The 26610-nt window shown below is 63.6% G+C and carries 22 protein-coding genes; 12 read left to right on the top strand and 10 right to left on the bottom strand.

All coding sequences use genetic code 11. The annotated features are described in order from the left end of the window. Positions 1 to 87: 87 nt before the first annotated feature. From KDB76_RS19960 to KDB76_RS29925, 3 genes are all read right to left on the bottom strand, one after another. Positions 88 to 1439, bottom strand: a protein-coding gene (locus KDB76_RS19960; protein WP_230684691.1) for an IS3 family transposase whose coding sequence is annotated in 2 segments (ribosomal slippage) — positions 88 to 962 and positions 962 to 1439 — 1353 coding nt in all. Because the reading frame shifts where the segments join, the coding sequence is not laid out codon by codon here. Between the two features lie 103 nt (positions 1440 to 1542). Beyond that, complete coding sequence (locus KDB76_RS19955) at positions 1543 to 2373, bottom strand: IS3 family transposase (RefSeq protein WP_230491506.1); 831 nt, start codon at positions 2371 to 2373, stop codon at positions 1543 to 1545. A gap of 8 nt (positions 2374 to 2381) precedes the next feature. After that, positions 2382 to 2690: a transposase gene (locus KDB76_RS29925; RefSeq protein ID WP_024086157.1), complete on the bottom strand. Its 309-nt coding sequence runs from the start codon at positions 2688 to 2690 to the stop codon at positions 2382 to 2384. 190 nt (positions 2691 to 2880) lie between these two features. Between KDB76_RS29925 and KDB76_RS19950 the strand changes: the two genes are divergently transcribed. Beyond that, entirely contained in the window at positions 2881 to 4272 is a 1392-nt protein-coding gene (locus tag KDB76_RS19950; protein WP_013973467.1) for an aspartate aminotransferase family protein, read from the top strand. A 40-nt stretch (positions 4273 to 4312) separates the two neighbouring features. On the opposite strand, the gene KDB76_RS19945 is transcribed toward KDB76_RS19950, so the two are convergent. Next, the gene (locus tag KDB76_RS19945) at positions 4313 to 5434 is read right to left on the bottom strand and encodes a cupin-like domain-containing protein (protein WP_038410010.1); all 1122 of its coding nucleotides are present in this window, start codon (positions 5432 to 5434) and stop codon (positions 4313 to 4315) included. A gap of 142 nt (positions 5435 to 5576) precedes the next feature. Here KDB76_RS19945 and KDB76_RS19940 point away from each other — a divergent pair, with 142 nt between their 5' ends. Next, complete coding sequence (locus tag KDB76_RS19940; protein WP_013973465.1) at positions 5577 to 6545, top strand: alpha/beta hydrolase; 969 nt, start codon at positions 5577 to 5579, stop codon at positions 6543 to 6545. 128 nt (positions 6546 to 6673) lie between these two features. On the opposite strand, the gene KDB76_RS19935 is transcribed toward KDB76_RS19940, so the two are convergent. Next, positions 6674 to 7960, bottom strand: a complete 1287-nt coding sequence (locus KDB76_RS19935; protein ID WP_038410009.1) for an aminotransferase class V-fold PLP-dependent enzyme — start codon at positions 7958 to 7960, stop codon at positions 6674 to 6676. A gap of 17 nt (positions 7961 to 7977) precedes the next feature. Next, complete coding sequence (gene pvdM / locus KDB76_RS19930; RefSeq protein WP_013973463.1) at positions 7978 to 9324, bottom strand: pyoverdine-tailoring dipeptidase-like protein PvdM; 1347 nt, start codon at positions 9322 to 9324, stop codon at positions 7978 to 7980. A 344-nt stretch (positions 9325 to 9668) separates the two neighbouring features. On the opposite strand from pvdM, the gene KDB76_RS19925 reads away from it, so the two are divergent. Beyond that, positions 9669 to 11279 carry a hypothetical protein gene (locus KDB76_RS19925; protein WP_038410008.1) on the top strand — a complete coding sequence of 537 codons (1611 nt, stop codon included), beginning with the start codon at positions 9669 to 9671 and terminating at the stop codon, positions 11277 to 11279. Between the two features lie 119 nt (positions 11280 to 11398). On the opposite strand, the gene KDB76_RS19920 is transcribed toward KDB76_RS19925, so the two are convergent. The 3 genes from KDB76_RS19920 to KDB76_RS19910 are packed head-to-tail and all read right to left on the bottom strand — an operon-like array spanning position 11399 to position 15943. Beyond that, the gene (locus tag KDB76_RS19920) at positions 11399 to 12802 is read right to left on the bottom strand and encodes an efflux transporter outer membrane subunit (protein WP_013973461.1); all 1404 of its coding nucleotides are present in this window, start codon (positions 12800 to 12802) and stop codon (positions 11399 to 11401) included. A gap of 3 nt (positions 12803 to 12805) precedes the next feature. Then, the gene (locus KDB76_RS19915) at positions 12806 to 14770 is read right to left on the bottom strand and encodes a MacB family efflux pump subunit (RefSeq protein WP_038410007.1); all 1965 of its coding nucleotides are present in this window, start codon (positions 14768 to 14770) and stop codon (positions 12806 to 12808) included. Then, positions 14771 to 15943, bottom strand: a complete 1173-nt coding sequence (locus tag KDB76_RS19910; RefSeq protein WP_013973459.1) for an efflux RND transporter periplasmic adaptor subunit — start codon at positions 15941 to 15943, stop codon at positions 14771 to 14773. A gap of 234 nt (positions 15944 to 16177) precedes the next feature. On the opposite strand from KDB76_RS19910, the gene KDB76_RS19905 reads away from it, so the two are divergent. From KDB76_RS19905 to KDB76_RS19895, 3 genes are all read left to right on the top strand, one after another. After that, positions 16178 to 16654 (top strand): sigma-70 family RNA polymerase sigma factor, encoded by a 477-nt coding sequence (locus KDB76_RS19905; RefSeq protein ID WP_013973458.1) that lies wholly within the window; start codon positions 16178 to 16180, stop codon positions 16652 to 16654. Between the two features lie 168 nt (positions 16655 to 16822). Then, positions 16823 to 17302 (top strand): hypothetical protein, encoded by a 480-nt coding sequence (locus tag KDB76_RS19900; RefSeq protein WP_013973457.1) that lies wholly within the window; start codon positions 16823 to 16825, stop codon positions 17300 to 17302. Positions 17303 to 17374: 72 nt separating this feature from the next. Further along, positions 17375 to 18700, top strand: a complete 1326-nt coding sequence (locus KDB76_RS19895; protein WP_038410006.1) for an MFS transporter — start codon at positions 17375 to 17377, stop codon at positions 18698 to 18700. Between the two features lie 120 nt (positions 18701 to 18820). On the opposite strand, the gene KDB76_RS19890 is transcribed toward KDB76_RS19895, so the two are convergent. Continuing rightward, the gene (locus KDB76_RS19890; protein WP_013973455.1) at positions 18821 to 20485 is read right to left on the bottom strand and encodes an electron transfer flavoprotein-ubiquinone oxidoreductase; all 1665 of its coding nucleotides are present in this window, start codon (positions 20483 to 20485) and stop codon (positions 18821 to 18823) included. Between the two features lie 556 nt (positions 20486 to 21041). Here KDB76_RS19890 and KDB76_RS19885 point away from each other — a divergent pair. From KDB76_RS19885 to KDB76_RS19860, 6 genes are all read left to right on the top strand, one after another. Next, a complete protein-coding gene (locus tag KDB76_RS19885) occupies positions 21042 to 21791 on the top strand; it encodes an electron transfer flavoprotein subunit beta/FixA family protein (protein ID WP_023661847.1) in 750 nt (249 codons plus the stop codon). Further along, positions 21792 to 22721 carry an FAD-binding protein gene (locus KDB76_RS19880; protein WP_013973453.1) on the top strand — a complete coding sequence of 310 codons (930 nt, stop codon included), beginning with the start codon at positions 21792 to 21794 and terminating at the stop codon, positions 22719 to 22721. Positions 22722 to 22798: 77 nt separating this feature from the next. Next, positions 22799 to 23620, top strand: a complete 822-nt coding sequence (locus tag KDB76_RS19875) for a transporter substrate-binding domain-containing protein (RefSeq protein WP_013973452.1) — start codon at positions 22799 to 22801, stop codon at positions 23618 to 23620. Positions 23621 to 23629: 9 nt separating this feature from the next. Continuing rightward, the gene (locus KDB76_RS19870) at positions 23630 to 23983 is read left to right on the top strand and encodes a DUF4398 domain-containing protein (RefSeq protein WP_013973451.1); all 354 of its coding nucleotides are present in this window, start codon (positions 23630 to 23632) and stop codon (positions 23981 to 23983) included. Continuing rightward, positions 23980 to 24792, top strand: a complete 813-nt coding sequence (locus tag KDB76_RS19865; RefSeq protein WP_013973450.1) for an OmpA family protein — start codon at positions 23980 to 23982, stop codon at positions 24790 to 24792. Before KDB76_RS19870 ends, KDB76_RS19865 begins: the two co-directional genes overlap by 4 nt. 336 nt (positions 24793 to 25128) lie before the next feature. Continuing rightward, positions 25129 to 26571, top strand: a complete 1443-nt coding sequence (locus tag KDB76_RS19860; protein ID WP_013973449.1) for a PLP-dependent aminotransferase family protein — start codon at positions 25129 to 25131, stop codon at positions 26569 to 26571. The last annotated feature ends 39 nt before the right edge of the window (positions 26572 to 26610 follow it).

Below are 26610 nucleotides of genomic sequence, written 5' to 3'. Positions count from 1 at the left end.
CTTCGCGGGTAAACCCGCTCCCACAGGTACTGCATCAACCCTGAGATCTGTGCCAATCCTGGACTGCCCCCGAAAAGTTGGACAGTTTTAGCCAGTGGCCTGAGTCCTGTAGCTGACAGGGCTCAGGCCATTGAGTTTCAGCCTGATGCGGTCATGGTTGTAGTAATGGATGTACTCCTCCAGGCCCGCCTTCAGCTGTTCGACGCTTTCAAAGCGCTTCAGGTAGAAGAACTCTGACTTCAGTGTGCCGAAGAAGCTTTCCATCGCTGCATTATCCAGACAATTGCCCTTGCGAGACATGCTCTGCTTCACACCGCGCGCTGCGAGCTTATGGCGGTATTGGGGCTGCTGGTAATGCCATCCTTGGTCTGAGTGGATCACTAGCTTGGGCTTTTCACCCAACCCATCGAGCGCCTTTTCCAGCATGTTCCCGACCAAGCCATAAGTAGGCCGGCAAGCTGTTTCATAGGCGATGATCTCACCGTTGTACAAGTCCATCACGGGCGACAGGTAGAGCTTTTGTTGGGCCACTTTGAACTCAGTGACATCGGTCACCCACTTCTGGTTGGGGCGTTGCGCGACGAAATTACGCTCCAGCAAATTCATTGCCACCTTGCCGACAATGCCGCGATAGGATCGATACTTCTTCGGGCGTACAACGGACTGCAAACCAAGCTCAGCCATCAACCGTTCAATGACCTTCTTGTTGACCAAGGTCCCCTGATTCCTGATGGCAAGGGCAATGCGGCGGTAGCCATACAGCCCTTTCTCCTCGTGATAGACACGCTGCACCAACTCCTTGAGCGAGGCGTGCCTGTCCGGCTTTTGCTGGCACTTGATCTGGTAATAAAAGGTACTGCGTGCCAACCCCACCATCTGCAAGAGATCAGGCAGCGGATATTTATGTCTGAATTTACAGACGATCAGGGCTTTTTCGTCCGTGTTCGCTCCTTCTCCTCTCGCAGAGCCTTTAACTCCTTTAGGACATCATTCTCCATGCGCAGATACTCGAGCTCGCTCAACAACTGCTCACGAGATTTCTCTGCGTCATTGGTATCTGTCGGCTTGATGGGCTTAATTTTCTTCGGCACGGCTGATTTTCTTTGTTTGGCGAGAGTGGCTTCAGGACTGCCACTGTAGTGCTGCCGCAGCCAAATGCCTATCTGTGAGGACTGTCCAAGGTCAAAGTGCGCCGCTGTTTGGCGCAGGGACAGGCGATGCTCAAGCATGTACTTGAGCACCCGCCGCTTGAATTCCTCGGTGTAGCGGCGACCATGCGAGCGAGGGCCGAGGCTGGCATCGACTTGGTAGCCAGCAACCCAGCGCCGAAGCAGGCTGAAATCGATGCCAAAGTGTTGTGCCACCTTGCGAAAGCCCCGGCTGCCCTCTAGGTAAGCGGTGATAGCCGTGAGCTTGAACTGCTCTGTGTATTTACCCATAGATCCCCCAAGGGTTGGATTGGTGTCCAACTTCTTGGGGGCAGTCCATCCTGTGGGAGCGGGTTTGTTCTGGTCAAGTATTTCCGGACACCGGTTACGGTGATCAAGCCGCCTGCTGCTCCATAGCTATTGGTGACAGGTAGTCGTTGTAGCTGTGGAGCCTGATTCGGTTGTATCGCATGAAGAAGCTGGTCATGTCCTGCTTGGCTTCTTCAATTTCCTTGTAGCCCTTGGGCGGCACCCATTCTGACTTGAGCGTTCCAAAGAAACGCTCTGTTGGTGCGTTGTCCCAGCATTGTCCCCTGCGACTCATGCTCTGCGTTATGCCATGCTCAAGCAGCTCGGACTGGAAGCGCTGGCTGGTGTATTGGCAGCCTTGATCCGAGTGAAACATCAAGCCTGTATGCTTGCCCCTAACCCCTACTGCCATCCTCAGTGCCTTGCTAACCAAGTTGGCGTCGTTGATCAGGGAAAACGCCCAGCCAACGATCCGACGCGCAAACAAGTCAATCACTACTGCCAGGTGATACCAGCGCTTCCCAACCATCAAACTGGTCACGTCACCGCACCAGACCTGGTTAATTGCTGTTGGCTCAAAGTTGCGTTCGAGCAGGTTCTTGGCCACAAACGCTTCAACACCTTTGGAGCGATTCCGATGAGGACGACGCTGCTTGCTTTCCAGATTTGCCTCCTCCATGAGTTTTCCGGCCAGATACCGTCCCACCTTGAGCTGCTGGGCCTTCAGGTACTCAGAGATCATTCTCGCGCCCGCGCTTCCCCTGCTTTCGACGTGCAGCTGAACTACTTTCTCTCTGAGTTCGTCACGCTTGGTATTCGGTGTTGAACGACGGCGAAGCCAGTCATAAAACGCGCTACGGGATACGCTCAGCGCACTGCAAAGAAGGCTGGTCGGATACGAGCCTGACTCTCTCAGTTCCTCAATCAGGAAAAACGATCGGGATCCGACATCAAGAGAGCCGTAGCCTTTTTTAAGATTTCAGCCTCGGTCTCCAGGCGCTTGATCTTGGCTCGCAGCTGCTGGAGCTCGCGCTGTTCGTCGCTGATCGCTTTGGTACCGGCTACTGGCTGGCCCTTGTGTCGCTCTTTACGCACCTGATCAACCCAGCGGCGCAGGGCTGTAGGGCCGACGTCCATTGAGGCGCAGACGTCGGGAATCGAGCAGTGGTCATCAAGGACCATGCTGGCAGCACGTTGCTTGAACTCGCGGGTGTAGGTCTTTCGTTCTTGCATGGAACCTCCTGATTGGGCGAATCATATCGCCCTTAAGAGGTGTCCGGGATCATTAGGCCAGTTCAGTTTACCCGCGAAGAGGCCGGGCCTGCTTTCAAAAATCCCACAGCAACCGCTAAATCCTCCCCGCACTCAAGCGTTTTTCAAGCGACGAACACCCGCACTTTCGCTTGCTTGCGAGGATTCACCCATGTCCACCGCTTCCTGCCTTGCCCAGGTCCCGTCGGCCAGCGCGCCGCGTGGCTTGTACGAGTTCACCGATTCGCCTTTGCTGCAACGTCAGCAACAACAGGAGTCCAACGCCCGCAGCTACCCGCGGCGCATCCCGCTGGCACTCAAGCGCGCCCGTGGCATCCATGTGGAGGATGTCGAAGGCCGCCAGTTCATCGACTGCCTGGCCGGCGCCGGCACGCTGGCGCTGGGCCACAACCACCCGGTGGTGGTCGAGGCGATCCAGCGGGTACTGGCCGATGAACTGCCACTGCACACCTTGGACCTGACCACGCCGGTCAAGGACCGCTTCGTCCAGGACCTGTTCGGTGTGCTGCCCGAGGCGTTACGCCGTGAAGCCAAGGTCCAGTTCTGCGGCCCGACCGGTACCGATGCGGTGGAAGCAGCGCTGAAGCTGGTGCGCACTGCCACCGGCCGCAGCACCGTGCTGGCCTTCCAGGGCGCCTACCATGGCATGAGCCAGGGGGCGCTGAGCCTGATGGGCAGCCATGGGCCGAAGCAGCCGTTGGGGGCCTTGCTGGGCAACGGTGTGCAGTTCATGCCGTACCCCTACGACTACCGTTGCCCGTTCGGCTTGGGCGGCGAAGCCGGGGTCAGGGCCAACCTGCATTACCTGGAAACCCTGCTGCTCGACCCGGAAAGCGGCGTGCCGCTGCCAGCGGCGGTGATCCTCGAGGTGGTGCAGGGCGAGGGAGGGGTGATCCCGGCCGAAATCGAGTGGCTCCAGGGGGTACGCCGTATCACCGAGCAGGCCGGCGTGGCGTTGATCGTCGATGAGATCCAGAGCGGTTTCGCCCGTACCGGGCGCATGTTCGCCTTCGAGCATGCCGGCATCATCCCGGATGTGGTCACCTTGTCCAAGGCCATTGGCGGCAGCCTGCCGCTGGCGGTGGTGGTGTATCGCGACTGGCTGGACACCTGGAAGCCGGGCGCCCACGCCGGCACTTTCCGTGGTAACCAGATGGCCATGGCGGCGGGTTCGGCGGTGATCGATTACCTGGTCGAGCATCGCCTGGCAGAGCATGCCGAGGCCATGGGCCAGCGCCTGCGCCAGCACCTGCAGCAGTTGCAGCGAGATTATCCGCAGTTGGGTGATATTCGCGGGCGTGGCCTGATGCTTGGGGTGGAACTGGTGGATCCGCAAGGCCACAGGGATGCGCTTGGGCATCCGGCGGCCAACCGTGAGTTGGCGGCGAAGGTGCAGCGCGAGTGCCTCAAGCGCGGGCTGATCCTGGAACTCGGTGGGCGGCATGGGGCAGTGGTGCGCTTCCTGCCGCCGTTGATCATCAGTGGCGAGCAGATCGACGAGGTCGCGCAGCGCTTTGCCGAGGCGTTGATCGCGGCGGTCTGATCGATTGCCGGGGCCGCGCAGCGGCCCCTGGCAATCCCGGCTACCAGCCGCGCCCGGAATTCACCCAGAAGTTCACCGACAGCGAGGTGGTCATAGACTCCACCTGGTGGAACCACCCTTCGGGCAGGAACAACAGGTCACCGGCCTGCAGCACCACGCGCAGGAACGGCACCTCGCGCGCCGCCGGGAAGCGCTGGTAGTCCGGGGCGTCGGGGTTGAAGTCGCAGCCGTCCAGGCCGCCCTTGGGGCTGGTCGACCAGGTACCCAGGGCCGGGCGATGGTGCGGCGCGGCAAGGATGAACGACTTTTGCCCCCATACCTGTGCGAACAGGTTGTCGGTGTCGTCGCGGTGCAATGGCGTCAGTGTGCCCTTGGGACCGATCCAGATGCGCGGCGCAATGAACTTCTCGCGGGCGAAGTAATGCGGGTAGCGAATCAGCCTCAGCAGCTTTTCCGGCACGATGTTGTTGCCCATGTAGGCCGGGGTTTCGCCGGGTTTGGCAGGGGTGTCCAGCGAGGCGATGAAGTCGGTCATGGAAGTGGAACGGAAGTCGCGGTCGGTGGAGAAGGTCTTCTTCACGTAGTCGCCGTGCCGGGTGATGCCCTGCAGTTCGGCAAAATGCTCCAGCGAAGCTTCGCGGCCCATGGTGAACAGCGGCCAGTCCTGCAGGGCATCGCTGATGACCACCGGCGTGCCGTGCGCCAGGTATTCGCCCTGGAAGCGCGCCAGCGGCATGTCGGCGCGGGCAACGCGTGCCACCTCGCGCTGCACCGGTTGCGCGGCCGACACCCGTTCGCTGAGGCGTGCCGGTGTCGGGTAGCGTTGGTTCATCGATACCTTGGTCGCCGGCGCGCCGCGCCGGGCGTTGCTGATGATCTGCGGCAGCAGGGTGGCCAAACCCATGTTGCCGCTGATCTTCAGGCGGGCGCTGGCGAACAGTTCTTCGACGTTGGCGGTGCCGCCCATGATGCCGAGGAAGTCACGCTCGGCCACCTCGATGGTGACGTCCGGGGCGCTGTGCCGGCCGGCACCGGTGCGGCTGCTGTCACGCACCTCCGACCAGAAGGCCCGGTCCTGGCCGAAGACGAACTGGAAAACGCCTTCGATGCCCACGGCATGGGCGTTGGCGAACAGTTTGCTGAGGATGCTCTGAAGGTCCACGGTATGCCTCTGGCGGTCTTTCGTTGTGCAGGGATAACGAGTGCCTGCACCAACGATTTAGCCGTGTGGGCGGGTAATTTTTCGGCGTGCTGCTACGTCCCGTAGGGAGGCTCGAGTCACATTGTTCACCCAAGGAACCCACATGGCACTGCACCCTGATCTGGCGGCATTTCTGGAACTGGTCGAATTTGGCCGGCTGACGGGCAGGAGCCTGCCCATGCACGCGATGGACGTGACCCAGGCCCGTGCCGAGTTCGAAGGCAGCTCGCAGGTACTCGACCCGAGCCCGCCCGGCAACGTCACGGCCAGCGAGTTGCAGATTACCGCGCGCGACGGTGCCCGTCTGGCTGCTCGTCTGTACCGCCAGGGCAATGCTGGAGCTGCTTTGCAGCCAGTGATCCTGTACCTGCATGGCGGCGGCTATGTGGTCGGCAGCCTCGATTCGCATGACTCGGTGTGCCGTCGCCTGGCGGCCCTGGGCGAGTTCGCGGTGCTGGCGGCGGACTACCGGCTGGCGCCGGAGCAGCAGTTCCCGAAGGCCCTGCACGATGTACTGGACGCCGCCAACTGGCTGGCTGAGCAGGCGGCCTCGCTGGGCCTGGACAACCGCCGGGTGGTGCTGGCAGGGGACAGCGTGGGCGCCAGCCTGGCGGCGGTGCTGGCCATTACGGCAGTGGAGCAGCCCGAGGCGCTGGCGTTCAAGCCGCTGGCACAGTTGCTGTTCTACCCGGTGACCGATATCTCCTGCTGGCGTGAGTCCCATCGCGAGCATGCCGAGGGTTACCTGCTGGAGACGCCTACCCTGGAGTGGTTCTACCAGCACTATGCGCCGCAGCGCGAGCAGCGCCTTGACTGGCGGGTATCGCCGTTGCTGTCGACGCTGCGCCAGCCGTTGGCACCAGCTTACCTGTTCGTGGCCGAATATGACCCGTTGCATGATGAGGGCATGGCTTATCGTGACTGGCTGGTGGCGGGTGGGACGGCGGTGACCTTTGCCCGGGTGGAGGGGTTGACCCATGACTTCTTGCGCATGTCGGGGATCGTGGGGCAGGTGGAGGGGATTTACCGGGATGTCGGGGCGTGGTTGAAGCGGGTCGGTGGCCAGTCCTGACTTGAGCTCGCCGGGGGCGCGTTGCGCCCCTTTCGCGACACAAGGCCGCTCCCACCAAAGCACAGCGCCCACCGAACCATGTGGGAGCGGCCTTGTGTCGCGATGGGCCGCAAAGCGGCCCCCCGGCCTCACCCGCGAAGGTGCTTCTTCAACACCTCGACCAATCGCTCGATCTCCGCCTCGGTATTCAACAGCCCAGGCGCCGTCCGCACCACCGGCCCGACATCCCGAGACACCGCATCGACCACGATGCGCTGGCTGTTGAGATACCGGGCCACCTCGTCAGCATCCTGCCCCGTGACCCGGAAGAAGGTGAACCCCGCCGAATACTGCGTGCTGCGCGGTGTCACCAGTTCGACCCCCGGCAGCGCCTCTAGCCGCTGCCTGAGATAGTCATTGAGCCCATGAATCCGTGCCTGCACCGCCGCCTTGCCCAGCTGCAGGTGCAACTCGAACGCCTTGCCCAATGCCCAGCGGTGCTCGAACGCGTGGTAACCCCCGGGCGTCATCACCGTGGCAAAGTCCTCGTTCTCGGAAAACGTGGCAATGGTCGGGTTCAGCTGCTTCAGTTCGGTGGACGCCGCGCAGATGATCCCGGTACCCCGCGGCCCGAACATCCACTTGTGCGTGCCGGCGATGAAGTAGTCGCAGTTGAGATCGGCAAAGCGCATGTCTTCGACGCCGAAGCCGTGCACACCGTCGATCACGTAGATGATCTGGTGCTGCTCGTCACGCTGGCGATTGACCTCGCGCACCAGTGCGCCGATCTCGCCGACGGGCAGTTTCACGCCACTGCCCGAGTGCACCCAGGTCATGCCCAGTACCCGGGTTTTCGGCCCAATGGCCGCGGCGATGGTGGTCAGTACCTGATCACTGTTGATCTTGGCGGGGTCGTCGAACAGGCGCAACCGGTGCACCGGTGTGCCATCGCGCGTGGTGCGAAAGCCCATGGTATGGCGGGCGGCCGAATGCTCGTGCACGGTGGTGAGAATTTCCTGCCCCGGGGCAATCTTCAGCCCGCCATAGATCAGCCCCAGGCCTTCGGTGGTGCTGCCGGTCAGGGCAATTTGCCGGGGCGTCACTTCGAGGTAGCGGGCTGCCCATTCACGCACGGCGGCCTCGTGCTTCCACTCCGATTGGCTGTCCCAGTCGACCATGCGGGCCGGGTGGCGGTCGAAGCGGGCGCGCAGCGCCTCGATGGCTTCGCGCACGGGCCTTGGGTGCGAGGTGATCAGGAAGTTGGCAAAGTGCGCGTACGCCGGGTCCAGCTCGAACAGGTTGCGAAACCCGGCCCAGTCGCTGGCGGTTGCAGGCTGCGCAGCCGCCGCTTGGGCGGCAGGCAGCAGTGGGCCTGTGAGGGGCAGGGCGGCCGCAAGCAGGCCGGCCTGCTTGAGAAAGGTGCGACGATCGTTCATCAAATGGCTCGCAAGGGTCAGGGGGATGAGGTGGCGACAGGTTGAGCGGCGCGCTGCACCTGCTCCCACACCCGCAGGAAGTTGCCGCCCCAGAGCTTGGCGATATCCGCTTCGGAGTAGCCGCGGCTGATCAGTTCGGCGGTGACGTTGCGTGCTTCACTGGCGTTCTGCCAACCGTCGATGCCACCGCCTTCGTTGAAGTCCGAGCTCAGGCCGACATGATCGATGCCGATCTTGCGCACGGTGTAATCGATGGCGTCGCCATAGTCCTTGAGCGTGGCCGGCGGTTCCTCCTCTAGAATGCCGTACAGCGCGTTGGCATATTGGCCGACCTTCTGCTCGGGCCAGCCGGCAATCACCGGGTCACCTGGCATCAGTGCGTAGTCGAGGTTGGCCAGTGGTGGCAGGTCGTAGTGGGCGCGCAGGGCGTTGAGTTTGTCCTGGGTCTTGCTGCTCAAGGGCTTGAGGTAGGTGGAGAAAGCCACCAGCTGGACCACGCCGCCGCTGTCCTTGATCAGCTGCAGCTCCTTGTCGGAGAGGTTGCGCCTGATGTCGACCATCGCCCGTGGCACCGAGTGCGAGGCCACCACCGGCGCGCGGCTGAGGGCAACGGCCTGGGCCAGCGCCTTGCTGGACATTTGCGACACATCGATGATCACACCCAGGTCGTTCAGCCGCTGCACGGCGCGCTTGCCGACCGGCGACAGGCCGTCCAGGGCATCGGCGGTGTCATTGAAGAACGGCAGCGGACGCGAGGAGTCGGCCCAGCTGTTGTTGCCCACATAGCTGAAGCCGAACATGCGCACGCCGCGCGCGGCCCAGCGGTCGAGCTGGTCGATGTCATCGCCCAGCGCATAGGCGTTGAGCATGCTGAGGAACACCGCGAACTTGCCTTCGCCGTGCAGGCGCCGCATGTCTTGCGGGGTATAGGCAATACCCACCTGCTGCGGGAAGTCGCGGACCATGGCGGTGATGGCGTTGTAGCGCACCTCCTGGGTGTGGCGGGCGGCTTCGACGAAACCTGGGGTCGGGCGGTGCGGGCCGCCGTCTCCGGTCCAGGACTCTGGCCAGGCGAAGATGGTCAGGGCCGCGCCGGACAAACGCCCGCGTGCGGCCTTTGCCAGGTCGAAGCGGCCATCGCCATCCTTGTCGGCCTCACTGCCTTCGGTGCCGAAGGTCAGCGGCAGGGTGACGTGGCTGTCGAACGAGATGATGCGTTCCTGCAGGTCGTTGGCCTGGCGGGTCACCTCCCTGGAATAGCCAGCGGGTGTGGCGAAGTAGTGCCAGGCGGCAAACCCGGCACCAGCGGCAACCGCCGCGGACAGGCTGATAAACAGGGCTTTCTTCCAGCGTGGAGTCGTCATCTTGGTCTCAGTAGGTTCACCGTCGAGGGATGGGCACAGAGGTCGCCGCTACCTGCAGTGAACGAGCTCGCACCCGGGAAATTTAGCCGCTATTAGGTCGCTGGCGCAGGGCCCTGTAGGAGCGGCCTTGTGTCGCGACAGGGGTGCGCAGCGCCCCAGGATCTTCGCACCTCTGCAAAATTGCCGGGGCCGCCTTGCGGCCCTTTCGCGACACAAGGCCGCTCCTACATTGACCGAGTTGCCCTCAGGGCGGGGGTGGCAAGCCGCTAAATTTCGCCTGCCGTGCAACGTTCTAGCCTTGGACGGGCCGTGCTCCATGGCCGCAATGAATGCACAGGTATGCAATGACGATTTCCCGACGCGGTTTCATCGCCGGTGTGGCACTGACGGGTGTGGTGGTGCCCGGTGCGCTGGGGGCGCTGTATGTGCAGCGCCAGCGTGCCGCCGAGGAATTCCCGGAAACCCCTGGCGAGGCCGTAGTCGAGTTGGCCGATACCCGCCTGCAGCAGTTGGGCGATACTCTGCGCGGGATCTGGCGTTGGACCCTGCAAGGCAAGGATGCGGGGTTGGACGGCCTGCCCACAGGTGAACTGGAACTGTTCCTGGATGTGGCAACCAGCGGGCGCTCCCTGCGCGGCTACCTGGATACCCCCGAGCGCCTGCGGGGGCAGGAAGAGCCGCGCTACCGCGTGGTAGGCGACCTGTTGGCAGACAAACCGGGCACCCTGCGCTGGCGTCTGTTTTCGGCCCGTGCCCGCTATGAATGCCATATCGTGCTCGACGAGGTCTGGGGCCGGTTCGGCAACGCCGGGCCGGCGACCCTCAACGGGCGCATTGCACGCCTGGACCGCGCTCTGACATTGCCCGTGGAGGACAACCAGTTCCTGGCCTTGAAGCGAACCTTCCCCGAGGCGCGCGAGCGTACCCCGCTGAACCCGCAACTGCTGGCCTGGCTGACCGCCCCGGAGCATCGCCTGTTCCACCAGCTGTGGCATTCGTCGCGGGACAAATGGCACAAACTGGGCAAGGACAAGCAGGGCGCCCTGCGTGGCCTGGGCTGGCAGCCCGGGCCTCGTGATCGCGAGCGTGACGCGCGGGGCCGGCACAAGGACCGCAACGGCTCGGGCGAAGACTTTTTCTTCATGCACCGGCACATGCTTGGCAGGGCCCGTGCCTTGCAGGACTTGCCGTCATGGACGCGCTTCCCGTTGCCGCAGCCGGAACTGGAGCGCGACCGGGCCGGATTCGCCCGCTACTTCGACAACCATGACGGCAATGCCCTGCCGCCCACCTGGCTGGCCAGCGGTGATGCGGAATACACCCAGTGGGTGCGCGACATCAAGACGCCGGATACCTTCCATGGCAACTTTCAGGTCTGGGAGTCACGCTACACCGACCCGGAGTACCTGAGCACCTTGACCCTGGGCCAGTTCGGTTCGGAAGTGGAGCTGGGCCTGCACGACTGGCTGCACATGCGCTGGGCATCGGTGCCGCGCGACCCCTCCAACGGCATGCCGGTGCCGACGGCGCGCACGCCGGATGATTTTGCCGAACGCTGGTTCGCAGAACAGAACGATTTTCTCGGTGACCCGTTTTCATCCCATGTGAACCCGGTGTTCTGGCACTTTCATGGCTGGATCGACGACCGCATCGAGGACTGGTTCCACGCTCATGAGCGGCTGCACCCGGGCGAGGTGCGGCGCCTGGAAGTCAATGGTGTGCCATGGTTTGCCCCAGGGCGCTGGGTGGAGGTGGCCGACCCGTGGCTAGGGCCGGATACCCATGGTTGCTCGACGGTGCCGGGTTTGCGGCCCGGGCGCAGTGTAGAGATGGACCCCGAGACCATGAAGCTGGCGTTGCGCATCATCTACAGCGATGACGACCTGCTCGACAAGCTGCGGCCCAAGGTACCGCAGCGGCCGTGGTATGCGCGCAACCTGAAGGTGCGGAACTAGCTGCTGCCTGTAGCGGCCCTATCGCCGGCAAGCCGGCTCCCACAGGTACAGCGCATGTCTTGACCCGGTGCAGATCCTGTGGGAGCTGGCTTGCCGGCGATAGGCCGGTACAGGTGACCCTACTGGCTGACCACCCAACCACCCCCCAATGCCTTGTACAACGCCACGCTACCCTGCAACCGGGCCAGGCGCAGTTGGGCCTGCTGGTCCTGCGCCGCATACAAGGTGCGCTGGGTCTCCAGCACGCTCAACAGCGTCTCCGCTCCCGCGCCATAACGCTGCTGCGCCAGGTCGAATGCCAGGCGCGCCTGCGCCACTTCTTCATCCTGCCACTGCCGCTGGCGGTCCACGCCCTGGATCGCATTGAGCGCCTTCTCGACATCGGCAAAACCGGCCAGGATGCTGCTGCGGTAGTTCTCCAGCAACTCTGCCTGTTCAGCCTCGGCCAGTTCATGCGCGGCGCGCAGGCGGCCGTTGTTGAAGATCGGTGCGACCAGGCCGCTGGTGAGGGTGTAGTAGGAGCTGTCGAACAAATGGGCAAAGGTATTGGCGCCAGCCCCCAGGTTGGCCCCGAGGGTGAGCTTGGGCAGCATGGCGGCGCGGGCGACCTGCACATTGGCGCTGGCGGCGGCGAGCCGAGCTTCTGCTGCGGCAATGTCGGGGCGGCGGGTGAGCAGCTCGCTGGGCACGCCGCTGCCAATGGCGGGCCATTGCAGGGTGTTGATCGCGTCCTGGCTGGTGGGCAGCGACTGCACCGGGTCGCCGAGCAGGGTCGCCAGGGTGACCCGGCTGTCTTGCCACTTCTGCTCCAGTAACGGCAGCTGGCGTTGCTGCGCGGCCACCAGGCTGCGCTGCTGGGCCAGTTCCAGGCGCGTGGCGGAACCGCTGCGCTGGCGTGCCTCGACCAGGCCCAGCACGTCCTGGGCATTGCGCAGGTTGAGGCGGGCAATGCGCAACTGTTCCTGCAAAGCCAGGCCCTGCAGGTAACTGTCGGCCACCGCGCTGACCAAGGTCAGCTCCACGGTCTGGCGGTCGAAGCGGCTGGCATCCAGGCTGCGCAGGGCGCTGTCACGGGTCGCTCGCAGGCCACCCCAGAAGTCGATTTCGTAGCTGGCGCTGAGCTGCATGTCGAACGAGGTGCTGGTGGGTTCGCTGCGGCTGACATCCAGCTGGTCGTAGCCGTCACCGTGCAGCAGGCGTTGGCGGCTACCATCCAGGCCCAGCTTCAGCTCCGGTAGCAGCGGCGCGCCGGCGATGACTGCGCGGGCCTGGGCCTGGCGTACCCGTGCCGTGGCAGCAGCCAGGTCGTGGGCATTGTGCAGGGCGTGCTGCACCAGGCGGTCGAGTTCGCGGCTGGCGAAGGCTTGCCACCACTGCGTCGTTGGCAGTTGGGCCGAGGGTGATGCGGCCTCGCCTTGCCAGGCAGATGGCGCGGCAATACCGCTGGCGGGTGTTTGCGGCGTGCTGCAGGCGGCGAGGCATACGCACAGGGGCAACAGGCTGATGCGGCTAGGCAGAGTCATGGGTTATTCGCTGGTAAGGGCTTTGACCGGGTCGAGGCGGGCGGCCTTGCGCGCTGGCATGAAGCCGAACACGATGCCGGTGACGACAGCACAGGCGAAGGCGCCGAGCATGGCGGGCAGGGCAAAGGCCACCGCCACTTCGGCCAGCATCAGGCCGCCACCGATGGCCAGGGCCAGGACGATGCCGGCCAGGCCGCCGACCATCGACAGCATCACCGCCTCGCTGAGGAATTGCCGCAGGATGTCGCGCTGGCGCGCGCCGGTGGCCATGCGGATACCGATTTCACGGGTGCGCTCGCGCACGGTCATCAACATGATGTTCATCACGCCGATGCCACCCACCAGCAGCGAGATCGCGGCGATCGCCCCCAGCATCAGCGACAGGCTGTTCTGCGTGCGCGCTTCGGCCTGGATCAGCGCCGCGTCATTGGTCAGCTCGAAGTCCTGGCGGCCGTTGTGGCGCTGGCGCAGCAGCTTGTCGATGGCCGCTTCGGCTTCGTTGACCCGCGTGGAGTCCAGGGCGGCAACGGCGATGTAGTCCGGGTCGCGCTGGCCGAACAGGCGGATGGCTGCGGCGGAGTAGGGCACCACGATGCGCCCGTCGCTGTCCTGGTCGCCAGAGCTGGCGCCCTTGCCGGCCAGGATACCGACCACCTGGAACGGCACATTGCCGATCAACAGGTACTGCCCCAAAGGGTCGCGCCCAGGGTCGAGCATCTTCTCCCGCACTTTTTGGCCGATCACCGCCACCGCGGCAGCGTTGGCTTCATCGGCATCGCTGTAGAAGCTGCCTTGCACCGCCGGCCAGTTGAAAATCTCGGTGAACCCGGTGTTGTTGCCACCCACATAGAACCGCTGGCTGTTGTTGCCGTGGCGCACCATCATCTTTTCGCCGATCACCGGCATCACGTGCTTGACCTGCGGCAGTTGGCCGATGGCAGCGACATCGTCGAGGGTGATGGTGCCGGCCTGCTCGCCCAGGCTCGCCGGCTTGCCGTTCAGGTAGAGGATGTTCGAGCCGAAGGCTGCCATCTGCGCCATGACCTGGCGCTTGCTGCCTTCGCCCACTGCCAGCATCACCACCACCGAGGCCACGCCGATGACGATCCCCAGCAGGGTCAGGGCGGTGCGGAAGCGGTTGACCCACATCACCCGCCAGGCCGCCTGCAGGGCTTCGAACAATTCACCTTTCCATGCCCCGTGCAAGGTTGCGCCATGGTCCAGGCGCTGGCGCAGCTGGTCGGCCTGTAGCCCGCGACTGTTTTCGACCATGGGCTTTTCGGCGGCCGAATCGCTGATGATCAGGCCGTCGCGAATTTCGATCACGCGCTGCGCCCGCGCCGCGACATTGCGGTCATGGGTGATCAGGATGATCACGTGGCCCTGGCTGGCCAGCTCGTCGAGCAACGCCATCACTTCGGTGCCGCTGTGGCTGTCGAGGGCGCCAGTGGGTTCATCGGCGAGGATGATATGGCCACCGTTCATCAACGCCCGGGCAATCGACACCCGTTGTTGCTGGCCGCCAGACAACTGGTGCGGGCGGTTGCCAGTGCGGTTGGTCAGGCCCAGGCGGCCGAGCAGGGCGCTGGCACGGGCGTGGCGTTCGTTGGCGGCGATGCCGGCATAGATGGCCGGCATTTCGACGTTTTCCTGGGCCGAGCCCGAGGGGATCAGGTGGTAGCCCTGGAACACGAAGCCGAATGCCTCGCGGCGCAGCCAGGCCAGTTCGTCGCGGCCCAGCTCGGCCACATCCTTGCCGGCGAAGCGGTAGCTGCCGGAAGTGGGGCGGTCGAGGCAGCCGAGGATATTCATCAAGGTCGATTTGCCGGAGCCAGAGGCGCCGACGATGGCGACGAACTCGCCGGGATGGATGCGCAAGCTGATGCCATGAAGGATATCGACCTTGGGCGTTTCGATGCCGCCGTAGGATTTACGGATGTCGACCAGCTCGATCAGGGGTGTGCTCATTCAACCTCCGCTGACGCCAGGGGCGCCTATCACCAGGCGTTCGCCTTCGTTCAGGCCGTCCAGCACCTGCACCCGCAGGCGGTCGCTCAGGCCGGTGCGCACCTGGCGCTGTTCCACCTTGCCGTCGCGGGTCAGCACATGCGCCAGGCGCAGGCCATCGCCTTCGTCCAGCGCGGCCAGTGGTACGGTCAGCACCTGGCTGGCTTTGCCGGCGACAAAGAACACCTGCGTGGTCATCTCGGCCATCAGGGCGCCGTCCGGGTTGTCGACATCCAGCAGCACGCTGTACTGCACCACCTGGCTTCCGGCACTGCCATTGCTGACGCTGGCCGGGCTGCCGCCGCCCTGGCTGGCCTGCTCCAGTGGCTTGGGCGGGATCGGCAGCACTTGCCGCACGGTGCTGGTCCAGCGGCGCTTGCCGCCGGCCAGGGTGGTGAAGTAGGCGGTCATGCCCGGGGTGACCTTGCCGATGTCGGCCTCCGACACCTGGGCCCACACGGTCATCGGCGAGAGCTTGGCGATGCGCAGGATCAACGGGGTTTGCTGTTGGGCATTGAGGGTTTGCCCCTCACGGGCATCCACCGCCACTACCGTGCCGTCCATCGGCGCGTAGATGCGCGTGTAGCCCAGCTCGGCCTCGTCGCTGCGCAGGCTGGCCTGGGCCTGGCGGATCTGCGCCTGGAACATGTCGATGCGTGCCTGGGTGACTTTCAGCTGTGCGGCGGCCGTTTGCACGTCCTCGTCACGGGTGGCGCCGGCGGCGGCCAGCTCCCGTTGGCGTTTGAGCTGCTGCCGGGCCAGTTGGAACTGAGCGCGTTGTTCGGCCAGCTGGGCCTTGAGGTTGTCGATCGAGTAGCGGCCGGCATCCAGCCGGGCCTGCTGGGTAGAAGGGTCAATCTCGACCAGCAGCTGGCCTTTGCGCACCATGTCGCCGACCTCCACATGCAGGGTGTGGATCTGCCCCGATGCCTGGGCACCGACGTCCACGTAGCGCCTTGGTTGCAGGGTGCCCAGTGCGGTAACGCTGCTTTCGATGTCGGCGCGGGTCACGGCAACCGTGCTGAGCGGCTGTGCGCCGTAGGGCAGGGCCTTCCAGGCCAGCAGGCTGCCCAGGCCGAGCAGGCCCAGGCCGCTGAGCAGGAGCCGGCGACGGGTGTTGGTTAAAGGTCTCATGCAGACATCCAGCCGAGTGGGTGCCAGATAGACGAAAGCGGCAGGAGGGGATTTAGCGAGTATTGAGCAGGGGCTGACAGGTGTATGGCGACAGGCGCTAGATAGCCCATGACATACCCTTGTTGCTGAGAATAATTATAATTTGTAAGATCGCACGTTGACATCACTCGGTCCCGCGTTGCTGCCTGAAAGGGCTTTCTGGCATAGGCTGGCAGGACGATCTCAGGTAACGTCGTGGAACATTACTATCGCGAACTGGTGGGTTTTCTTTCTTCGCGCCTGGGCAGTCGTCAGGCCGCCGAAGACGTGGCGCATGATGCCTACCTGCGAGTGCTGGAGCGCACCGACGCCGAGCGCATCGAGCACCCGCGTGCTTTCCTCTACCGCACCGCGCTCAACCTGGTTGTCGACCGCCACCGCCGGCACCAGGTGCGCCAGGCCGAGCCACTGGAGGTGCTGGACAACGACGAGCGCTGGCACACCCCGGCGCCAACCCATGACATGCAGCTCGACCAGCGCCTGGCGCTGATGCAGCGTGCCCTGGATGAGCTGAGCAAGATCTGCCGCGACTGCTTCCTGCTGCGCAAGCTCGAAGGCTTGTCACACCAGCAGATTGCCGAGCACCTGGGTATTTCCCGCAGCCTGGTGGAAAAGCACATCGTCAACGCCATGAAGCACTGTCGTGTGCGCATGCGCGAGTGGGAATCGTGATCGCCGGGTTGAAGGCAGATGAAAATTCCGTCAGTCGATCACTTGATTTCCACGGCTTTCCCGACTTCTATCAAAGAAGACCCCTGCCAGGCGTAGCCTAGGCAGCAGCCGTTACTGGCGCAGTATGGTCATGGAGCCTAACCGTTACCCAACTGCCCAGGTCCCACCATGGCCAACAAGACCCTGCGCATCCTCATCGCCGATGCACACCCCTGCCAGCGCTTGCAACTGGAGCGGCTGCTCAACGGCCTGGGCTACTACCGGATAGCGCCAGTGGAAAGCTTCGAGGAGCTGCAGCGCCTGGTGCTGAGTGCCTTGCAGCCTTTCCACCTGCTTTTGGGCAATATCGAGCTGGCCAGCCATGTCGGGGTCGATCTGGCGCGCTTCTGTCGCGTCAGCACGCAGATCCAGCATGCCCTGCTTTATCACTCCAACCAGTTGCAAGTGCCGTTGGTGCCGCAGGCCGAGCGCCAGGCCGTCAGCATGAGCTTGCCCCAGGTGCCCGACAACGAGGCACTGGAGGCATTCATGGCGATCATCGATTCGCCGCTGCAGGTCGGCAGGCTACCGCTGCCGGGCGCCATGCCGGTTGCCACGGCGCGGCCACTGCCGAAGGCCAATTTCGTCAACACCCTGTTCAACCGCTAAAGCCGCAGCGGGCGGGGCAAGGGGGCAGCTATTTGCTATCCTCTTGCCCTTTGCCGATTTGCGGACCCTGCCATGACTGCCATCGATACCGCTCGCCCGCCACGGTTCAGCCGCGGCGACCACCGGACCCTGGGCCTGGCGGCGTTGGGCGGCGCGCTGGAGATCTACGATTTCATCATCTTCGTATTCTTTGCGCTGACCCTAAGCCAGTTGTTCTTCCCGCCCGAGATGCCCGAGTGGCTGCGCCTGCTGCAAAGCTTCGGAATCTTCGTCACCGGCTACCTGGCGCGGCCGCTGGGCGGCATCCTTATGGCGCACTTCGCCGACCACCTGGGACGCAAGCGGGTCTTCAGCCTGAGCATCCTGATGATGGCCCTGCCGTGCCTGTTGATCGGGGTGATGCCGACCTACGCCGACATCGGCTACGCTGCACCGCTGATCCTGCTGGCACTGCGTATCTTGCAGGGCGCGGCGGTGGGCGGCGAGGTGCCGAGTGCCTGGACCTTCGTCGCCGAGCACGCGCCAGCCGGGCGGCGCGGTTATGCCCTGGGCTTCCTGCAGGCCGGCTTGACCTTTGGTTATCTGCTGGGGGCACTGACCGCGACCTTGCTGGCGCAAGTGTTCACCCCGCAGGAAATCCTCGACTACGCCTGGCGCTACCCGTTCCTGCTCGGCGGGGTATTCGGCGTGATCGGCGTGTGGTTGCGTCGTTGGCTCAGCGAAACACCGGTGTTCCTCGCCCTGCGCGCGCGCCAGGAGCAGCCGGTGAGCTTCCCGCTGCGGCGGGTGCTGGGCGAACACCGCCGGGCGTTGATCCCGGCGGCGCTGCTGACCTGCGTGCTGACTTCCGCCGTGGTGGTGCTGGTGGTGATTACTCCGACAGTGATGCAGCAGCGCTTCGGCATGAGTGCCGGGCACACTTTTGCCCTTAGCAGCGTGGGCATCGTCTTCCTCAACATCGGCTGCGTGCTGGCCGGGCTGCTGGTCGACCGTGCAGGCGCCTGGCGCGCACTGATGATCTACAGCCTGTTGCTGCCGGTGGGCATCGGCGCGTTGTATGCCAGCCTGGTGGGGCAGTGGGGCGTGACCTGGCTGGCCTATGCGCTGGCGGGCCTGTCCTGCGGCGTGGTGGGCGTGGTGCCGTCAGTGATGGTCGGGTTGTTCCCGGCCGAGATCCGCGTGTCGGGCATCTCCTTCACCTATAACGTGGCCTACGCTCTTTGGGCCAGCACCACGCCGCTGGCGCTGATTGCGCTGATGCCATGGAGCCCGTGGGTGTGTGTCGGCTTTTGTCTTGTCATGGGCACGGTGGGGTTGCTGACGGCCTTGTACTTCGGGCGTCGGGAGCCATTGGCGTTCGCGGCAGAGCCGATGCCGGTAATGTGTGGTGAAAAATAGTTTTCTGTTGTTTGTTCTGGCCTCATCGCTGGCTTGCCGGCGATGAGGCCGGTACAGGTAAAACAAAAAGCCCCCGGCTCGTGAGAACCGGGGGCTTTTTGTCAGTGCAGGGCAGGGGCCTTACATGTTCGGGTAGTTCGGCCCGCCAGCGCCTTCAGGGGTGACCCAGGTGATGTTCTGGGCCGGGTCCTTGATGTCGCAGGTCTTGCAATGCACGCAGTTCTGCGCGTTGATCTGGAAGCGCTTGCTGCCGTCTTCCTGGGTGACAACCTCGTACACGCCTGCCGGGCAGTAGCGCTGGGCCGGCTCGTCGTACAGCGGCAGGTTGCTGGCGATCGGCACGTTCGGGTCGGTCAGCTTCAGGTGGCAGGGCTGTTCCTCTTCGTGGTTGGTGCTGGAGAGGAATACCGAGCTGAGCTTGTCGAAGCTGAGCTTGCCGTCCGGTTTCGGGTAATCGATCTTCTGCGACTCGGCCGCCAGCTTCAGGCAGGCGTAGTCCGGCTTGGTGTCGTGCAGGGTGAACGGCAGCTTGCCGCCGAACCAGTTCTGGTCCACATAGTTGAATGCCGCGCCCAGCAGCGGGCCGAACTTGTGCATGGCCGGGCCGAAGTTGCGGCTGGCGAACAGCTCCTCGTACAGCCAGCTGGCCTTGAAGGCGCTGACGTAGCCGTTGAGCTGGTCACCGCCTTCGCTGCCGGCGATCAGTGCATCAGCCACGGCTTCGGCGGCGAGCATGCCGGACTTCATTGCGGTGTGGCTGCCCTTGATCTTGGCGAAGTTCAGGGTACCCAGGTCGCAGCCGATCAGCGCGCCGCCGTTGAAGACCATTTTCGGCAGCGAGTTGAAGCCGCCCTTGCAGATGGCACGGGCACCGTAGCTGATGCGCTTGCCGCCTTCGAGGTATTGCGCCATCACCGGGTGGTGCTTGAGACGCTGGAACTCGTCGAACGGCGACAGGTAGGGGTTGGCGTAGGACAGGTCGACGATCAGGCCGACGACTACCTGGTTGTTTTCCAGGTGATAAAGGAACGAACCACCGGTGTTGTCCTTGGCCATGACGTCCAGCGGCCAGCCAGCGGTGTGCACCACCAGGCCCTGCTCATGCTTGGCCGGGTCGATTTCCCAGATTTCCTTCAGGCCGATGCCGTAGTGCTGGACGTCGGCTTCGCTGTCGAGGTTGAAGCGCTTGATCAACTGCTTGCCGATATGGCCGCGGCAGCCCTCGGCGAACAGGGTGTACTTGGCACGCAGTTCCATGCCAGGGGTGTACATGCCGTCCTTCGGGTTGCCTTCGCGGTCGACGCCCATGTCGCCGGTGACGATGCCACGGACCACGCCGTTGTCGTCGAACAGTGCTTCCTGGGCGGCGAAGCCCGGGTAGATTTCCACGCCCAGGTTCTCGGCCTGCTGGGCCAGCCAGCGGCACAGGTTGCCCAGGGAGATGATGTAGTTACCCTGGTTATGCATGGTCTTGGGCACGAACAGGTCAGGCACCTTGGTCGAACTACCTGCATCCTTGAGCACGTAGATGTCGTCACGCTTCACTTCGGTGTTCAGCGGCGCGCCGAGCTCTTTCCAGTCGGGGAACAGCTCGTTCAGGGCGCGGGGTTCGAACACCGCGCCGGATAGGATGTGGGCGCCGACTTCAGAGCCTTTTTCCACCACGCAGACGCTGATTTCGTTACCGGCTTCGGCGGCCTTCTGCTTCAGGCGGCAGGCGGCGGACAGGCCCGCCGGGCCGGCGCCGACGATGACCACGTCGAATTCCATGTATTCGCGTTCCACTGGTTCTCTCCTACTCATCAAGGCTCGTGCTGTTGCTTTGTCTTATTGGGTGCGCGGGGCATTCGCAGCGGTTCTACGCAACGGCGGAACTGTAGCTGGGCAAATGACGGACTACACCGTTTTGTCTTGGCCGCGCATTATATCTACACCACTTGGCGGGTCCAATACAAACGTTTGTTTGAATTTGCCGCAGGCCAGTAAAATCACAGGAACGCGGCTGGAGGGTGACCGATTTGCCGTATTGACCGGATTGGGTGTTACGGTCAAGATACGAGCGGTTTTACGTTCGCCGTAGGCTTGCAGCCGGGCGCAGGTACACCTCTAAAGACCAGGTGTGGAGCAGGGTTTTGCGGCCTTTGGCCGGTTTGTAGTGGAGTTTACACGCCACGACAGAAAATGACCCGTGAGTATTTGTCGCAAGAGTCCGGACAAGACTGTTCGGTCACTGTGAAGTTACCGCCTCCCGGTACGTTTTTAGAGGTGCCCTTGTACCCACGCGCATCGCAGGGCTCTGCCCCTGGCGACTATCTATTCACCGGAGAGTAACGAGGAATCCATGAAGGTTCTTGTAGCTGTCAAACGAGTGGTCGACTACAACGTCAAGGTTCGCGTCAAGGCGGACAACTCCGGCGTCGACCTTGCTAACGTCAAGATGTCCATGAACCCCTTCTGCGAAATCGCCGTGGAAGAAGCCGTACGCCTGAAGGAAAAGGGCGTCGCGTCCGAGATCGTCGTCGTTTCCGTCGGCCCGACCACTGCCCAGGAGCAACTGCGTACTGCCCTGGCACTGGGTGCCGACCGTGCCATCCTGGTCGAAGCCGCTGACGAACTGAATTCCCTGGCCGTGGCCAAGGCGCTGAAAGCCGTTGTCGACAAAGAGCAGCCGCAGCTGGTCATCCTCGGCAAGCAGGCCATCGACAGTGACAACAACCAGACCGGCCAGATGCTGGCTGCGCTGACCGGCTTCGCCCAGGGCACCTTCGCCTCCAAGGTCGAAGTGGCTGGCGACAAGCTGAACGTCACCCGTGAAATCGACGGCGGCCTGCAGACCGTTGCACTGAACCTGCCAGCCATCGTCACTACCGACCTGCGCCTGAACGAACCGCGCTACGCGTCGCTGCCGAACATCATGAAGGCCAAGAAGAAGCCGCTGGAGACTCTTACTCCAGATGCGCTGGGCGTTTCCCTCGCCTCCACCAACAAGACCCTGAAGGTTGAAGCCCCGGCTGCCCGCAGCGCTGGCATCAAGGTCAAATCGGTGGCCGAACTGGTCGAGAAGCTGAAGAACGAAGCGAAGGTAATCTAAATGACTATCCTGGTTGTCGCTGAATACGAGAACGGTGCCGTAGCCCCGGCCACCCTGAACACTGTTGCTGCTGCCGCCAAGATCGGTGGTGATGTGCACGTGCTGGTCGCTGGCCAGAACGTGGGCGGCGTTGCCGAGTCCGCAGCCAAGATCGCTGGCGTGGCCAAGGTGCTGGTTGCAGATAACGCTGCCTACGCCCACGTCCTGCCAGAAAACGTTGCGCCGCTGATCGTCGAGCTGGCCAAGGGTTACAGCCACGTGCTGGCGCCGGCCACCACCAACGGCAAGAACATCCTGCCGCGCGTTGCCGCGCTGCTGGACGTGGACCAGATCTCCGAGATCATCTCGGTCGAGTCCGCCGACACCTTCAAGCGCCCGATCTATGCTGGTAACGCCATTGCCACCGTGCAATCGAGCGCCGCCATCAAGGTCATCACCGTGCGTACCACCGGCTTCGACGCCGTGGCCGCCGAAGGTGGTTCGGCTGCCATCGAAGCCGTTGGCGCTGCGCACAACGCCGGCATCTCGGCCTTCGTTGGCGAAGAGCTGGCCAAGTCCGACCGCCCAGAGCTGACCGCTGCCAAGATCGTCGTTTCCGGCGGCCGTGGCATGGGCAACGGTGACAACTTCAAGCACCTGTACAGCCTGGCCGACAAGCTCGGCGCTGCCGTCGGTGCTTCGCGCGCCGCGGTCGACGCCGGCTTCGTGCCGAACGACATGCAGGTCGGTCAGACCGGCAAGATCGTCGCGCCACAGCTGTACATCGCCGTCGGTATCTCCGGCGCGATCCAGCACCTGGCCGGCATGAAGGACTCCAAGGTGATCGTGGCGATCAACAAGGACGAAGAAGCGCCGATCTTCCAGGTAGCCGACTACGGCCTGGTCGCTGACCTGTTCGAAGCGGTCCCGGAGCTGGAAAAGCTGGTCTGATCCGCCTGCTTCACTTATAAAGAACCCGGCCCTTGTACAGGGGCCGGGTTTTTTTTGGTCTGTACAAGGAGTGAGCAATGGTGCTGCGTAAAGCAGGCGGGGTGCTGGCATGCATGGCGGTGCTGGTTTCGCCGCTGGCCATGGCGGCGGGCAAGTGTGAACGCCTGGTGGCAACCGGCAGCCCTGATTCTCCGCCCTATTCATGGCAGGACCCCAACGACCCGAAACACCTGATCGGCGCCAACGTCGACCTGCTGCGCCAGGTGGCTGGCGAGCTGGGTGTGAAAGTTGAGGTGCTGAGCGCCGGCCGTCGTGACCAGGCGCTGGAAGAAGTGCGTAGCGGGCGGATGGACCTGCTGCTCGACACCCCCATGCAGGTGGAGCAACTGACCGCGCTGGACTACATCCATCCACCCCTGCAGCTCAACGAATACCTGGTGTGGACGCGCCACGACGCCACACTGGCCTTCGAGGGCCCGGCTGACCTGGCCCAGTACCAAGGCAGTTTGTCCGAGCGCGCGCGGCTGACCCCGGCCTTTACCGCTTTCGCCAAGGCCCAGCTGAAGCTGGAGCCGGCACAGAACCTGACCCAGGCATTCCAGAAGCTGGTGCTCGGCCAGGTGGATTATGTGCTCGCTGGCCGCTATTCGGGCATCGCCATGGCTCAGAGCCTGGGCATGAGCAATGACCTGATCGCCCGCGGCCTGCCGGTGGATCGGCCGGGCCTGTACCTGGCGCTGTCGCACAATTCGGCCTGCAATGACAGCTGGCTGCGTGGGCAATTGGCGAAAAAACTGACAGAATTGCCGATCTCCGGAGCATCCGAGGCCGTGCTGCAACGTAATGTCGAGCGCTGGAAAGCGCAGCTGCAGGTGCCGTCGGACGCCCCCAAACACTAGGAAGATTGCGTGAGAACCCAACCACTAATCCTTGCCCTGGCCGTGCTCGGCCTGGCTGGCTGCGCCAACGATCCGGCCCCTAACGAGCAGATGCGCATCTCCGAACAGGCACTGGAGCAGGCCAGGGCCGTCGGTGCCACCGAGCAGGTCGATGCGCTCAAGCTGGCTGAAGACAAGCTGGCCCGGGCCAAGACCAACATGCTCACCGAAGACTACCGCGATGCGCGCATGCGTGCCGAGCAGGCCGAGCTGGATGCGCGCCTGGCCGAGGCCCAGGTACTGAACCAGAAGAGCGAAGAGCAGCTGCAGCTGCTGCAGTCGCGGGTCCAGCGCCTGCGCAAACAGTTGGAGGTGCAGCCATGATCCGTCGTATGCCATTGGCCGCGCTGGCAGTGCTGGCGCTGGCGGCAGGTTTGCAAGGTTGCGCCAGCCAGCGCAGCAGCGCAGCGCTGGATGATGCCACTGCAGCTTTCCAAAAGGTCAAGGATGATTCCAATGTGCTGCGCAGCGCGCCGCGCGACGTGATTCGCGCAGGCGAGTCGCTGGCCCGTGCCGAGCGCCTGTCCAGCTACATCGGCACCGGTGCCGACGTGCGCCATTACGCCTACCTGAGCCAGCGCTACAGCGAAATTGCCAGCGAGCATGCCAAGCTGGCGTTGAACCAGGAGCGCCAGGCCAAGCTCGACCTGGAGCGCCAGCGCCTGCAGTTGGCCCTGCGCGAGGCCAAGCTGGCCAGTGTTCAGCAGCAGGGCAAGTGGGTCGAGTCGCAGATCGCCGCGCTGGCCTCGGAGCAGGCCGACCGTGGTCTGGTGATGACCCTGGGGGACGTGCTCTTCGACACCGGCCGGGCCGACCTGAAGAACTCGGCCAGCCGTACCGTGCTCAAGCTGGTGCAGTTCCTCCAGCTCAACCCGCGCCGGGTGGTTCGGATCGAGGGCTATACCGACAGCACCGGCCCGGCCGAGGACAACCTGAAGCTGTCGCGTGACCGGGCGCAGGCCGTGGCCGACATGCTGGTAGACCTGGGCATCGACGAGAAGCGCCTGCAGGTCGAGGGGTATGGCGACCAGTACCCGATCGAGGCCAATGCCTCGGAGCGGGGCAGGGCGCAGAACCGTCGGGTGGAGATCGTGTTCTCCGATGACAAGGGCAGGCTTGCGCCAGCACGCTAAGTCTTTGAAATGCCGGGGACCGCTCTGCGGTCCTTTCGCGACACAAGGCCGCTCCTACAGGCGTTGTGCATGCCTTGAGTTTGGCACTGCTCTTGTAGGAGCGGCTTTAGCCGCGAACACCGGCAAAGCCGGTGCCATCCACCGCGTCACCTGCTTCGCGGGTGAACCCGCTCCCACAGGGGCGGCGCACTCCCGGCAGTTTGTCGGCTTAATCGTTTCGATAGCTGTCACGCTATTGTATTGTCGACTATGTTGCATTCTGTTCCAGTACACTCTGCAACTGTTACGGTATCCTCTACCGTCACTGAGCCGTACAAGAATAACGAGTCTGCCGCCATGACCAACCTGCTGTTGTACCAGCGTATCGCCCAGCAACTGGCCGATGACATCCGTCGTGGTGTCTACCAGCCAGGCGAGCGGGTGCCCTCCGTGCGCAAGATGAGCGCCCAGCTCAATGTCAGCCATGCCACGGTGCTGCAGGCCTATGCCAATCTCGAGGACCAGGGGCTGATTCGTGCGCGGCCGCAGTCCGGCTACTACGTGCACCAGACCCCGGCCCTGACCGCGCAGACCCCGGACATCGCCCGCGTGGAGCGCCCCGGCCTGGTCACCCGCGCCAGTATCATCCAGCAGGTGCTGACCGAGGCTCGCCGTGATGGCGTGTTCCCGTTCGGCGCCGCTGTGCCGCATGTCGACTACCTGCCGGTCCGTGCTTTACACCAGCAGATTGCCAAGGTGACGCGCTTCCACAGTCCGCGTGCCTTCAGCTACATGTTCAGCCCCGGCTTCGAGCCGCTGCGCCGGCAGATCGCCATTCGCATGCGTGATGCCGGCGTACTGGTCGACCCGCGTGAAGTGATCGTGACCCATGGCTGTGTCGATGCGCTGCAGATGTCGCTGCGCGTGCTGACTCGTCCAGGCGACCTGATCGCGGCCGAATCGCCCACCTATTACGGTCTGCTGCAACTGGCCGACCTGCTGGGCCTTAAGGTGATCGAGATCCCCAGTGACCCGTCCACCGGCATCAGCCTCGAGGCGCTGCAACTGGCCGCCAACCAGTGGTCGATCAAGGCCCTGGTTCTGACCGCGCGCCTTAGCAACCCGCTGGGTGGCACTGTCCCGGAAGAGCGGCAGAAGCAGTTGCTGCGCCTGGCGTCGGACTTCGATATCCAGATCGTCGAGGATGACATCTATGGCGAGCTGATGTTCGAGCAAGGCAAGACCAAGGCGCTCAAGGCATTCGACCGCCTGGACCGAGTAATCTATTGCTCTAGTTTTTCCAAGACGCTGTCCCCTGGTGTTCGAGTTGGCTGGATGATTGCCGGGCGCTATCAGGACGAGATCCAGCGCCTGCAAACCTTCACCACTCACTCGGCCTGTAGCGTGACGCAGATGGGTGTGGCGGCCTACCTGGAGAATGGCGGCTACGACCGGCACCTGCGTTACATTCGCCAGGAGTACCGCAAGAACCTCAGTGCTTACCAGCTGGCGGTGCAGCAACACTTCCCCGAGGGTACCCAGATGACCCGGCCGACGGGCGGTTTCATCCTGTGGGTGAGCCTGCCGGGGCGGGTCAACACTCAGGAGCTGCATGTGCGTGCGCTGGAGCAGGGCATCAGTATTGCGCCGGGGCTGATCTTCAGTAACACCGAGCAATTCAACCACTGCATCCGCCTTAATTGCGGCATACCCTGGAACAAGGAAGCCGAGCGCGCGGTGATCACCCTCGGTTTGCTGGCCCAGCAATTGTGCCGGGAGCCAGCGGCAGCTTTTTTATAGGCTTGCCACGCGCCTGTGGAACAGGGAGCATACGCACTT

Source organism: Pseudomonas sp. JS425 (assembly GCF_018223845.1).
GTDB lineage: Bacteria > Pseudomonadota > Gammaproteobacteria > Pseudomonadales > Pseudomonadaceae > Aquipseudomonas > Aquipseudomonas asiatica.
The sequence above is the reverse complement of the archived record's forward strand: the minus strand, read 5'-3'. Positions and strand labels throughout refer to the sequence as shown.

Bases quoted from the DNA above. Each gene is read 5' to 3' on its own strand.
- KDB76_RS19910 (WP_013973459.1), bottom strand. From the start codon at position 15,943: ATGAGACCTTTAACCAACACCCGTCGCCGGCTCCTGCTCAGCGGCCTG.
- KDB76_RS19875 (WP_013973452.1), top strand. From the start codon at position 22,799: ATGGTGCTGCGTAAAGCAGGCGGGGTGCTGGCATGCATGGCGGTGCTG.
- KDB76_RS19885 (WP_023661847.1), top strand. From the start codon at position 21,042: ATGAAGGTTCTTGTAGCTGTCAAACGAGTGGTCGACTACAACGTCAAG.
- KDB76_RS19950 (WP_013973467.1), top strand. From the start codon at position 2,881: ATGTCCACCGCTTCCTGCCTTGCCCAGGTCCCGTCGGCCAGCGCGCCG.
- KDB76_RS19920 (WP_013973461.1), bottom strand. From the start codon at position 12,802: ATGACTCTGCCTAGCCGCATCAGCCTGTTGCCCCTGTGCGTATGCCTC.
- KDB76_RS19895 (WP_038410006.1), top strand. From the start codon at position 17,375: ATGACTGCCATCGATACCGCTCGCCCGCCACGGTTCAGCCGCGGCGAC.
- KDB76_RS29925 (WP_024086157.1), bottom strand. From the start codon at position 2,690: ATGCAAGAACGAAAGACCTACACCCGCGAGTTCAAGCAACGTGCTGCC.
- KDB76_RS19940 (WP_013973465.1), top strand. From the start codon at position 5,577: ATGGCACTGCACCCTGATCTGGCGGCATTTCTGGAACTGGTCGAATTT.
- KDB76_RS19865 (WP_013973450.1), top strand. From the start codon at position 23,980: ATGATCCGTCGTATGCCATTGGCCGCGCTGGCAGTGCTGGCGCTGGCG.
- KDB76_RS19860 (WP_013973449.1), top strand. From the start codon at position 25,129: ATGACCAACCTGCTGTTGTACCAGCGTATCGCCCAGCAACTGGCCGAT.
- KDB76_RS19900 (WP_013973457.1), top strand. From the start codon at position 16,823: ATGGCCAACAAGACCCTGCGCATCCTCATCGCCGATGCACACCCCTGC.
- pvdM (WP_013973463.1), bottom strand. From the start codon at position 9,324: ATGACGACTCCACGCTGGAAGAAAGCCCTGTTTATCAGCCTGTCCGCG.
- KDB76_RS19935 (WP_038410009.1), bottom strand. From the start codon at position 7,960: ATGAACGATCGTCGCACCTTTCTCAAGCAGGCCGGCCTGCTTGCGGCC.
- KDB76_RS19915 (WP_038410007.1), bottom strand. From the start codon at position 14,770: ATGAGCACACCCCTGATCGAGCTGGTCGACATCCGTAAATCCTACGGC.
- KDB76_RS19925 (WP_038410008.1), top strand. From the start codon at position 9,669: ATGACGATTTCCCGACGCGGTTTCATCGCCGGTGTGGCACTGACGGGT.
- KDB76_RS19880 (WP_013973453.1), top strand. From the start codon at position 21,792: ATGACTATCCTGGTTGTCGCTGAATACGAGAACGGTGCCGTAGCCCCG.